This is a genomic window from Tahibacter caeni, from assembly GCF_024609805.1.
In the GTDB taxonomy this organism is placed as follows: Bacteria; Pseudomonadota; Gammaproteobacteria; order Xanthomonadales; family Rhodanobacteraceae; genus Tahibacter; species Tahibacter caeni.
This window is the reverse complement of sequence record NZ_JANFVR010000132.1, coordinates 1-12,421: the sequence shown is the minus strand read 5'-3', so window position 1 is coordinate 12,421 and position 12,421 is coordinate 1. Positions and strand designations below refer to the sequence as shown.

The 12,421-nt window shown below is 70.4% G+C and carries 4 protein-coding genes; 2 read left to right on the top strand and 2 right to left on the bottom strand.

The window, feature by feature from the left end:
* Positions 1–108: 108 nt before the first annotated feature.
* Positions 109–5,523, top strand: a complete 5,415-nt coding sequence (locus NON22_RS12700) for a hypothetical protein (RefSeq protein WP_257387313.1) — start codon at positions 109–111, stop codon at positions 5,521–5,523.
* A 95-nt stretch (positions 5,524–5,618) separates the two neighbouring features.
* Complete coding sequence (locus NON22_RS12695) at positions 5,619–8,600, top strand: S8 family serine peptidase (RefSeq protein ID WP_257387312.1); 2,982 nt, start codon at positions 5,619–5,621, stop codon at positions 8,598–8,600.
* 284 nt (positions 8,601–8,884) lie between these two features.
* Here the strand turns inward: NON22_RS12695 and NON22_RS12690 are convergent, their stop codons facing one another.
* A complete protein-coding gene (locus NON22_RS12690; RefSeq protein WP_257387311.1) occupies positions 8,885–10,345 on the bottom strand; it encodes a choice-of-anchor Q domain-containing protein in 1,461 nt (486 codons plus the stop codon).
* 395 nt (positions 10,346–10,740) lie between these two features.
* Positions 10,741–12,421, bottom strand: a 1,681-nt coding sequence (locus tag NON22_RS12685) for a tetratricopeptide repeat protein (RefSeq protein WP_257387310.1), incomplete at its 5' end; no start/stop codon positions are given.

The following is a 12,421-nucleotide window of genomic DNA, read 5'->3' as shown; positions in this document are numbered from 1 at the left end:
GCTGACCGCGCGGCCACAGCAACGCCGGGCGCTGCGGCGGCCGCCACGCGCCGGCGCTCCGGCGCCTGGCCGAGAGCCGGCGCTCTGCTCGTCTCGACCTGGCTGGCCTTGTTCGGCGCCGGTGCGGCGCAGGCCTTCGACCCCAATGTCGACAGCAACGTGACCCGGGTCGCGACATTCCCCGACGGCGACCTCCTGATCGCCGGCCCGTTCACGTCGGTGGGCGGGCAGCCGCGCGACCAGTACGCGCGGCTGAACCCGGACGGCAGCGTCGATCCGGCTTTTCACAACTCCGCGGTGCCGCGCGACGTTCTCGCGATCGCCGTGCAGGCCGACGGCAAGGCGCTGATCGGCGGCAAGGGCAGCCAGGGCAACGGCGGCCTGCTGCGACTCAATGCCGACGGCAGCGTCGACGGCAGCTTCATCGACGCCGCCACCGCCGGCACGCCGCGGATCCACAGCATCGCGCTGCAGGCCGACGGCCGCATCCTGATCGGCGGCGAGTTCATGGCCATCGGCGGCCAGTCGCGGAACAATCTCGCGCGCCTGAACGCCGACGGCAGCCTCGACCCCAGTTTCGACGCGGGTTCGCTGACGGAGTCTCCGGTTGCGATCGAAAGCGTCGTGGTGCAGGCCGACGGCCGCATACTCGTCGCCGGCTTCGGCCGGTTGCTGCGCCTGCTGCCGAACGGCCAGGCCGACACCGGCGAGCCGTTGCCGCCGGTGCCAGCCGACTCGAACATCAAGACGCTGGAGCTCCAGGCCGACGGCAAGATCCTCGTCGGCGGCGGCTATGGCTTCGCGCTCGGCGGCGTCGATCGCGGCACGCTGGTGCGCCTGAACGGCGACGGCAGCATCGATACCGCGTTTCTGCCCAACGTGCGCGGCGACGTCGACGCGATCGCGCGGGACGGCAGCCGCATCGTGATCGCCGGCGAATTCAACACGGTCGGCGGGGCGGTGCGTCGCACTTTGGCCCGGCTCGGCGGCGACGGTGCACTCGATACGGATTTCCTGGCCGCGGAAATGAACGCGGCGCCCGTCTACGACGTGGCGCTGCAGGCCGACGGCAAGCTCGTCCTGGGCGCCCACTTCACCCAGATCAACGGTCTCACGCGCAATCACATCGCGCGCCTGCACAGCGACGGCCGCGTGGACAACGGCGCGACGGCGCCGCTGTCGGTCACGCCGCGCGTCAGCGAGGGCGGCAGCGCCGTTCCGGCGACGCCGCAGGCGGTGAACGAAGGCGGCAAGACCCTGATCACGTTCGTTCCGGAGCCGGGCCGCGTGCTCGCTTCGGTTTCCGGTTGCGGCGACGGACGGCGTAGCGGCAACGACTACCTCACGGGCTGGGTCTATGCCGACTGCACCGTGTCGGCCAGTTTCGTGCCCGAGGCCAACGCCGTGTTCGATCCCGCGCCGAACGCCAACGTCGAGGCGGTCGAGGTGCTGGCCGACGGCCGCATCGTGGCGGGCGGCTGGTTCACCCGGATCGGCGGGCGGGACCGGCTCAAGGTCGCCCGGCTGGCTCCGACCGACGGCGCCGCCGAGGCGAATTTCGCCGACGGCACCGGCGTGTATCAGGAAGGCAACACCGGCGGCTCCGTGGTCTATGCCGTGGCGCCGCAGGCGGACGGAAAAATCCTCTACGGCGGCGAAGAGGGACTGATCCGCAACAACGTCGACGGCAGCCGCGACACGGCGTTCTCGCCGGCGCTGGGGCCGGATGCCTTTGTGGAAAAAGTGCTGGTGCAGCCCGACGGCGGAATCCTCGTCGCCGGACGGCAGCTGCTGACGGCGAGCGCCATGCCCCATCTCGTGCGGCTGCAGGCCAACGGCGCGCTGGACGGCGGGTTCAACGCGGATTTCGGTGCCAACGACGACATCAACATCTACTCGCTGCTGCTGGAACCGAACGGCCGCATCCTGGTCGGCGGCGGCTCCGGCGACGGCGGCTATCTCGGCCGGCTGAACGCCGACGGCTCGCTGCATACGGTGTTTCCGGCCACGCCGACGATTGCCGACGTCACGGCCCTGCACCGGCTGCCCGACGGCCGCTACCTCGTCGGCGCAGTCGCCAAGATCAATCTCGGCGACGGTTCGCCGGTCGACTCCCAGCTCGTGCGCCTGCTGTCCAACGGCACGCGCGACCCGAGTTTCCTCGCTCAGGTCGACGGCGGCCTCGGCGGCGTGAAGAGCATCGCCGTGCAGGCCGACGGCGCGATTCTCATCGGCGGCGGCTTTCGCACGATAGCCGGGGTGGTGCGGCCGAATCTGGCGCGCCTGAGCGCGAACGGCGAACTGGAGGCGGGTTTCAACGCACGCCCGAACACCTGGGTCAAGGACATCGCCGTGCAGAGCGACGGCAAGATCCTGCTCGCGGGCTACTTCAGCCAGATCAACGGCCTCGCGCGCCGCGGCCTCGCGCGCCTGAAACCCGACGGCCGCATCGACATCGACGCGTTCGTGGTCACGCCGCTGGCCGGAGCCAACGGAACGATCACGCCGAACGCGCCGCAGGAAGCGCTGCCGGGAACGCAGGCGCAGTTCACCCTCGTGCCCGATCCCGGCTATGTCATCGGCGCGGTGACCGGCTGTGCCGGCTCGCTCAACGGTCTGGTCTATACCACCGGTCCAGTCACCGGCCATTGCACCGTCACGGTCGAGTTCCTGCTGGAGACCGTCACCTACACGGTGATCCCGGCCGCCGGCAGTCACGGCGCGATCGTGCCGGCCGTGCCGCAGTCGGTGCTGTTCGCGCAGACCGCGAGCTTTCAGCTCGTGCCCGATACCGGCTACTACCTCGCCGGCGTCGAAGGCTGCGGCGGCACGCTCAGCGGAACCACCTACACGACCGGCCACATACTGGCCAATTGCTCGGTGGTCGCGCGTTTCCACCAGCCCGCCACCTTGCTGCCGAGCAGCGGCAGCGCGCAAAGCACGGCAATCAATACCGCCTTCGCGACGCCGCTGACGGTTCGCGTGGTCGATGCGAACGGCCAGCCGGTGATCGGCGCCGCGGTGAATTTCAGCGCACCGGCCTCCGGCGCCAGCGCGACGCTGTCGGCAGGCAGCGCCGTGAGCGGACCCGACGGCGTGGCCAGCACCGGCGCCCGCGCCAACGGACAGGCCGGCAGCTATGCCGTGACGGCGAGCGTGCAGGGCGTCCAGACCAGCTTCGCACTGACCAACGAATCCGCCGAACAGGGCGGCATCGAATTGCAGGTGACCGTGAGCACCTTGCCGCCGCCGGCCTGCGGCACGCAGACCAGCATCGCGGTGACGCCGGGCGAACCGGTCAACTACTGCTTCACGATGGTCAACCGCAGCAACGTGACGCTCAACTATCACACCTTGACGATGCTGACCCGCGAGCCGTTCCTGTACGAGTATTCCGGCTGGGACCGCCTGTTCGACCTGTTGCCGCAGGCCGTGCCGCCCGGCGGCAGCTTCCGCTACAACCACGTGGCGACCGCCGGCACCCGGGACCAGTTTCCGCGCTTCACCTGGAATGCGACCGCGTCGCGGCCGGGCTACGAGCAAGGCTCGGACCCGAGCGTCGCGTTCACCGACATCCGCACGACCGGCACCGCGCTGACCCTGGGCGCCACGGGCGTCTACCGGCTGGACGCGCTGCCGTTCCCGATCAGCTTCTACGGCCAGTACTTCCACGAAGGCGACAGCAGCGCCCTGTGCATCAACAACAGCGGAACCCTCGCGCTGCGCACGACCGACGACATCGACGGCTGCCCGCAGGCGATCGTCGTGCCGCCGCCGCTGGTGGGCGACAACGACACGATGGGCTCCGTCGCGCATTCCAGCTATCCGTTCTACGGCTACAACGGCATCGCGGCCTACTGGGACCTGCTCGGCAATCATGGCGCCGTGTATTACGCGACGGTCGGCACGGCGCCGAACCGCCGCCTGATCGTGCAGTGGGACGACAAGGACCACGCCCTCTATCCGAACCAGGCCGGCGGCATCACGTTCCAGGCCGTGCTCGAGGAGGGCACCGGTCGCATCCACTACGTCTACCGCGATCTGGCCTTCGACGTCGTGGCCGAACCCAATCCGGATTTCGGCGGATCGGCCACGGTCGGCCTGGTCGGGTTCACGGCGATGACGTCGGATCCGCCGTACCGGCAGTATTCGTACAACAGCCCCGTGCTGCAGGAAGGCCAGGTGATCACCTGGACGCCCGTCGACGTGCCGCGCCACGCGTCCGGCGACGTCCTGGTCGAAGTCGGCGCGCCCCGGCTGACCCTGGCGTCCACGGCGATCCATGCCCAGGTGGCCGCGGGCCAGCAGGCCGGCGCCACCTTGAGCATCGGCAATGCCGGCGAAATCGACCTGGACTGGTCGCTGCGGGAAGCGCAGGCGCGCTCGCACTTCCCGCCGACCGACCTGAGCCCGTGGCTGCGGGAATTCGAACGCTCGACTGCGCACGCCCACCGTGCGGCGGCACGTCGATCCGCCGCGGACGCAACGTCCGGATCGGCGCCGGATTCCGTGTTCACCGTGCCGGCCTACGCGAACGCGAGAAATTCCTGGAACGGTTTCACGCTCGGCGCGATCAGCTTCGACGCGAGCCGGCCGGACCGCATCGTGCAGGGCGTGGGCGTTCCGATGCATTCGGGCGACTACCTGATCGCCGACTTCGCAGGCAACGATTTCACTCGCGTCTATACGCTGGGCAGCTATGGCGGCGACATCGGCTTCGCCTGGTCGGATACCACCACCTTGCTGCCCACCAGCATCGGCGACGCCGTCATGGTGAACGCGCAGATGCCGCCGTACATGCGCTGGTCGGCCATGGCCTGGGACAGCCGCACGGAAACGATGTTCGCGGCGACGGCCGCCGATCTCGGCAACTGCGCGGCGGCGGTGGCTTCCGACTTGTATCGCCTCGATCTGCAGACCGCGCAGGCCACCTACATCGCGCCGATAGCCGCAACGGTGAACGTGTGCATCCGCGCGTTGGCGGTTGCGCCGGACGGCGCGCTGTACGGCATCGACGATTTCAACAACAGCCTGGTGGCGATCGACAAGGAAACGGGTGCCGCGGCGATCGTCGGTCCGCTCGGCGTTCCGGTCGAAGGCGCGAACCTCAGCGCCGATTTCGACGAATCCACCGGCGTTCTCTATCTGGCCAACGGCAGCCGTCTGTATACGGTGAACCTCGTCACCGGCCTGGCCGCGCCGATCAGTCCGGGGCTGTCGATCGGCAACGAATCGATCCGCATCGACGGCCTGAGCATCGCGGTGGCCGGCGGCGAGTGCGCATCGCCGGCGCAAGTGCCCTGGCTGCGCGTGCAGCAGACCGCCGGCACGACGCCGCCGGGCGCGCAGGCGCAGATCAGCGTCGATCTCGATGCGCGCGGGCTGCCGCCCGGCGATCACGAAGCCAACCTTTGCGTGTTCAGCAACGACCGCGCGCAACCGCTGGTGCGCGTGCCGGTGTCGCTGACCGTGACCGCAGACGGCGATGCGATTTTCGCCAGCGGCTTCGAGTCTTCGCGCTGACCGTTCCACCGACCGTCGTCACGTGATCCGGCCGCCGGCCGCGGCCGGACCACCTTCGCGTCCCCCGTACGCGCTCACCTGTTCTGGAACCGTCCATGATGAACCCGCTTGGTTTTTCTTCCCGCTTCTCGGCGCTGCCCGGTGCGATCCTGCTGGCGCTGTTCGCCGCGACCGATCCGCACGCCGCTGCCGCGGCGCAATCGGACGCCGTGGCCGTGCGCGAGATCGAGGCGTCGCCCGTCGGCCGCTACCTGGTTCGATTCGAGGAGCCGGGACTGCTCGGCTATGACGGCGGACTGCCGGGCCTGGAGCGGACGGCGCCGACACGCGTTCCGTTCTCGTCGCGCCTGGATGTCCGATCGTCCGCGGCACGCGCGTATTCCGCCCATCTGGCCACGCAGCGATCGCTCCATCTCGAGCAGATCGGTCGCGCGCTGGGCCGGCCCGTCGTGCCGGCGTTCCATTACGAAGTCACCTACCACGGCGTCTCGCTGCCGCTGTCGCCGCAGGAAGCCGCCGCGGTCGCGACGCTGCCCGGCGTCGTCAAGGTCAGCCCGGTCGATGTGCGGCAACCGATGACGTATCGCGGTCCGACGTTCATCGGCGCGGACACGATCTGGAACGGCACGGCCGTGCCGGCCTATGCGGCCGCCACGCGCGGCCGCGGCATCCGCATCGGCGTCATCGATACCGGCGCCGACGCCCGTCATCCGTCGTTCGCGAACGATCCGGCCTGCGGCTTCGACGCAGGCCATCCCAAGCTCGTGGCGCACGACTGCATGGCCAACGACGGCATCGCCTGCACCGGCACGAATCCGGTCCCCGATGCGGGCGTCGGCCACGGCATGCACGTGGCCTCGACCGCGGCCGGCAACGTCCTGGGTGCCGACGCCGTCCCGACGCCGATACTGCCGGCAGGCAGCCATCTGTCCGGTGTCGCGCCGTGCGCGGCCGTCGTCGCCTACAAGGTCTGCGGCGCCGGCGGCTGCTTCAGCGATTCGCTCGAAGCCGGCGTGCAGAACGCCGTGGCCGACAACGTCGACGTGATCAACTATTCCATTGGCCGTACCTGCGGCTACGGCGACCCCTGGACCGACGACCCGGATTTCCGCGGTGCCGCGGCCGCAGGGATATTCGTGGCCGCTGCTGCCGGCAATACCGACGCCGGTTGCCTGGATCCCGCCGGCCGCGTCACGAACCTCGGTCCGTGGGTGACCACGGTCGCCGCGTCGACGCACGACATCGGCTTCATCCCGGCGCTGTCGGTGACGGGGCCCGTCGCGCCGCCGGCGCTGCTGACCGAGATCGAAGTCGTCCCCGGCAGCACGACGCTGTCCGCGCTCCAGGTCGGCGAGCGCCCGGCCAGCCCGTTGCGCGCGTTTGCGCCCAATCTGCGCGGCTGCACCGCCGGCGGCACGATTCCTGACGGCTATTTCGACGGCGCGATCGCTGTCGTGCAGCGCGGCGACTGCAATTTCTCCGAGAAGATCGTCAACGCCGCCGGAGCGGGGGCCGACATGGTCCTCGTCGTCAACCAGGTGGCCGATCCGTTCCGGATGGACACCACCGGCGCGCCGGCGATAGGCGCGTTCAGCATCACGTCGCTCGAAACCTCCGACGCGCTGCTGGCCTTCCTCGCGGCGCATCCCGAACCGGTGCTGCCGGCGGACGCGGTATTCGTCGACGGTTTCGACCCGGGCGCCGGCACGACCGGCCGTTTCCAGCCTGCGCTGCAGCGCGTGCAGCAGCCCGACGTCGTCGGCGACTTCAGCCTGCGCGGCCCGGCGCCGCCGCCGCTGCAGGACCTCGCCAAACCGGACATCACGGCCCCCGGCGTCGGCATCTATGCGGCGACCGATCCCGCGTCGGGCGACTACGAATGGATGAGCGGCACGTCGATGGCCAGTCCGCACGTGGCGGGCAGCGCGGCGCTGCTGCGCGCCGTGCATCCGGACTGGTCCGTGGCCGAGATCAAGTCGGCGCTGATGACGACGGCATCGACCGTGGGTTATCGGGAGGACGGCGTGTCGCCGTGGACGCCCGAGGAAGTGGGCAGCGGCCGCGTCGACCTGAGCCGGGCGGCCTTGGCCGGGCTGACGTTGGACGAAACCCTGGCGAATTACGACGCGGCGAACCCGAACGGCGGATCGATCCGGATTCACCAGCTCAACCTGCCGTCCTTGCGCAACCTCGGTTGCGGCGAGCGCTGCCAATGGACACGCACCGTGCGCAACCGGCTGACGCGCAGCGGCACCTGGACGGTCGCTCACGAGAGCCCGGCCGGGTACACGCTCACCGTCGAACCGACGGACTTCACCCTGGCGCCGGGCGCGAGCCAGGTGCTGACCGTCACCGCGACGGTGCAAGACGTCACCGTGCCCGTGGAAAAGAGCTTCGGTCGCCTGGTCCTGCACGAGAGCGCCGGCGACGTGCCGGACCAGCGGCTGCCGGTCGCCGTGCGCGGCAATGCGGTCAGCGTGGAGTGCAGCGACGGCTACTGCGATCTTCGCGCCGACCAGTTCTCCAGCGGCTACAGCGCGGCCGGCTGCGGCGAATCGTGTGCCATGCTCTGGGCGAACCGCTTCTCGCCGCCGCCCGCGGTGTTTCCGGTCACGCTGACGACGCTCACCTTCCTGACGGGATCGCCGGCCTACGTGCACGCCGGCGATCGCTACGATTTCTACGTCTATCAGGACGACGACCGCGATCCGACCAACGGCGCGACCCTGGTCGGTTCGCGGAAGGGATACGTCATCGCCAGCGCCGGCGCGCGCCTGCGTACCCTGGTGCTCGAGCAGCCGATCGTGCTGAACGGCCCCGGCGACATCGTCATCGCCGTGACCAATCCGGCCGGAACCGGACCGCGTCCGGCGGCGGGCGAGTTGTCGAACTTCCTCGGCCGTTCGTATGCGGGCGCCTACGTCGGCGAGGATCCGGTGCTCGGCAGCGCCGCAGTGCATCTGCAGCTCACGCCCGGCGGCGTCGGCAGCGCCGTCAACTGGGTGATCCGCGCGTCCGGCACGACGGCGAGCGGCCAGCGGATCGATCTCGGCGGCGCCGCGCCCGCCGTGCGCTGATTCGTCGCGACACGCGCGCACGGGACGCCCCGCGGAAACGCAGGGCGTCCCGTCGCCGGCTCATCGACGGTCGCCGGATGCGCACGTGGTGCTCCACGTTGCGCCGCCGCGGATGAAGCAGCCGGATTCGGCAGAATGGAATTTCTATAAAAAACGGCGCCGCAGTCCGCTCCCGTGTGATCGGGCCACGGCGCCGTCCCGTCAAACCGTGCATCGGCAACGATGCAGATAACCGCTGCCGCAGCCCGCTCCCGTGCGACCGGGCCGCGGCACCGTCCCGTGACTCAATGATCCTCGTGGTCGGCGTAGAAGATCGTGTCTTCGCCGAGGTACTCGTAGGCACCGACGTCGGGGCGGTCGTAATAGCGATGGAAGGTCAGGCCGAGCGCGCTGTCGACGCCGCGCTGGTCGGTCGGCAGCAGCGGATAGACGTTGTCGCCGCGATCGCGCGCCGGGCTGCCGGCGGCGATCGCGTGGGTCGGCGCGTAGCCGCCGTTGGCGGCCAGCGGTGCGACCAGCGGATCGGTGTCGAACAGGTTCTCGCTGTCGCCGGCGTTGAACGTGCCTGGGGCCGGCGATGTCTGGATCAGGCTGTGACGCGCGCGGATGCTGTTGTCGGCGGTTTCCGCCTCGATTTCGCGCACGACGTCGGCAGCGGCGACCAGCACGCTTTCCATGTCGAGATGATTGTCGCCGCTGCGCACGAAAATACCGCCGCCGACGAGCGGCGGTCCGCCCGGACTGGCCACGGGATTGCCGTAGACCGTGCTGTTGCGCAGCTGCAGACGGCCGCCCGTCAACGTAATGCCGGCGCCGGCGCTCGCGCCGATGTCGGCCGGCGTGCCGTTGCCGGAGAACGTGCTGTTGGCGATGCGCATCGGCGTGCCCGGCGCATCGATCGGCGCGACGAGGTACAGGCCGGCGCCCTGCGGCTGTCCCGAGACGTTCGCGCTGACCGTGGCCGCGATCATGTCCAGCGACGACAGTGCGAGATAGCCGGCGCCGCCGGTGTGCTGCGCCTGGTTGCGGTCGAAATGAGCCTGCTGCACGGTCAACTGCGTGCCGGTGTCGGCCGTCGCGAGCGCTCCGCCGAATACCGCCGTGTTGCCGTAGAAACGCACGCGCTGCAGAAGGATCTGACCGCCGGTGATCTGCGCGGCACCGCCGTGGAAGTCGGCGGCATTGATCGAGAACAGGCTGTCGCGGACGGTCAGCCTGCCTTCGTACTGCCAGAGCGCACCGCCGTCGTTGGCCGAGTGGTTGGCGGAAAAAGTGCAGCCGGCGACGGTCAGGTCGGCATATTCGCTGCGCACGGCTCCGCCGTCGCCGTTGTCGGTCACGATGCCGTTCGCGTCGACCGTGCCGTGCGTGTTGCCGCTGCCGAGCACGAGATCCTGCAACGCGACGACGATCTGCCGGTCGACCGTGCCGCGCAGCAGGAACAGTCGGCCGGGATCGAAGTCGGCGACCGGCTGCGCGGCCGCGGCGTTGCTGAGCACGGCCTGGCTGCCGCCGGTGCCGCGCACGGTCAGGTCGTCGGTGACGAGCAGGGTGCCGGCCGTCAGGCTGATCGGGCCGACGTTGCCGATACTGATCGTGTCGGCGCCGGGATTGGCATTGGCCGCCGCGACGGCCTGACGCAGCGAACCGGGGCCGCCGTCGGCGGCGGTCGTGACGGCGAGGTCGGCCGCGATGGCAGGGTCGGCGACGAAGGCGCAGGCCAGCAGGGAAACACGCAGAAGCATGGACGAGACTCGGGACAGGCGCCTCACGGCGCGGTTCGCCGAGTAGAACCGTCATCGGCCGATCAAGGCTTTACGCGTGTTTCAAGGAATTCTTATTTCTTTATAATCAGTTGGTTGCAGAATGTTTTCGGACGGTGAGGGGTGGGAATCCTGGGACGCCCGCTTTTTGAATCCGGGGACAGCCACGTGCCCGGCCGGTCGATCCGGCCCCGAAGGCGAATTTGGGGACACCCACTTTTCCAATGGCTGCCGAATCCGAGGGGGCGAATGGGACACCCACGTGGCAGCGACGGGCGGATCAGGACACACCCGCCATGCCCAGTCGGTCAGTCCGACCCCGAGCCGTCGGCGGGACAGCCCCGCACCAATCGCGCAGCGCTTCCCGGCAGGGGTCGCTAGAGCACGATCTCGCCGCCGCGGCCGGCATCGGTGCCGAGGATCGTCGCGTTCGGCGGCGGCAGTGCGGCGTCGAGCTGGTCGCGCCGTGCGCGCAATGCTTCGGCGCCGGCATCGTCGCCACGTGCGCGGCGCCAGATTTCGGCGAGCGCCAAGGCGTCGCCTTCGGTGTCGTTGTCCGCGTCGAGCTCGGCGAGCAGGGCGCCGGCCGCGTCGGAGCGGCCGAGCTCGATCGCGAGCACGACGTAGTCCAGTCCCGAGCGTTGCGCGCTCGTGCGATCTTCGGCGCGCAGGGCGTCCCGGCGCGCGTCGAGCAGATGCTGCAGGGCCTGTTCGCCGCGACCCTCGGCCGCATCGAGCTGGGCCTGCGCCGCGGCGGTGTACCCGCGCAAGTCCGAGGTCTTGGCCAGTTCCGCGAGTCGCCGCGTCCAGGCGACCGACTCGCGCAGGCCGGCGAGATCGCCGGCGCGCCGCTGCAGGCCGGCCAGCCGGGCCAGGTGATAGGCCGCACGCGGAATCTGGCCGGTGGTCTCGCAGTCGGTGATGGCCTTACGGTAGCGGGCCAGCGCGTCGGGCTCGCCGAGCGCGACGTCGGCCTGGGCCAGTGCGACGCTCGCCATCGCCGCGCCGGCCGGATCGCCGCCGTTCTCGGCCAGGGCCAGCGAACGCCTGGCGTAGCTGCGCGCGACGCCGGCCTGGCCGAGCTGCAGGCGCGCGACCGCGAGCTCCTGCAGCAGCACGCGTTCGGCGCGCGTGTCGCGCGGCGCCGGCGGCTGCAGCTGGATCAGCGCCGCTTCGCCGAGGCGCAGCGCCTCGCGATAGCGCCGCTGGCTCACGCGAAGCTGGACCAGGTTGGCCAGGGTCAGCGATTGCTGCCAGGGCACGTCGTGCGCGCGGGCGATCGCGAGCGCGCGCAGCAGCGCGGTTTCGGCGGCGGCGGTGCGGCCGCGCATGCGTTCGAGCACGCCGATGTTGTTCCAGGCGGTGGCCTGGCCGACCGCATCGTCGACGGCGTCGTACAGGGCCAGCGACTGCTGCAGATGCTCCGCCGCCTCGGCGAATCGTCCGCTGCGCGAGGCGACTTGCGCCAGGCCGTCGAACACGACGGCGCGCTGCGCCGGCGTCGATTCGGCACGGAACAGCAGACGCGCGCGCTCGAACGCGGCCCGGGCGGCGTCGAGGCGGCCGCGCTGCAGTTCCACATAGCCGAGCACGCGCTGCGCATCGAGCGCGAAATGCGGCTGGCGCTGTGTGTCGACGCGCGCGAGGACTTCGTCGACGAGGTCGGCCGCGCGCTGCACGTCGGCGTATTTCAGTTCTATCGTCGCCAGGTGCAGGCGCGGCTGCAGCGAATCCGGGCTGCGCTCGATACACAGCGAGAAGTAATGCCGCGCCGTGTCGAGATCGCCGCGCAGGTAGGCGTCGACGCCGAGCGCGAAGGTCGAGGCGACTTCGCCGTCGAGGTCGCGCGGCGGTCCGCTGCCGCGCGGGCGCCGGTCCAGCCAGTCGCGCACGACGGCGCTCATGTCCAGCGCGAGGCGGCCGGCTTCCTCGCCGAACAGGCTGCGCCGGCGCTCGCCGTCGGCGCCGTCGAGCACGGCGTCGAGCTGCAGCAGCGGGCCGGCGCGGCTCAGGCGCAGCGACAGCGAATGGCGCGCTCCGGTCGTCTCGCGCCAGGCG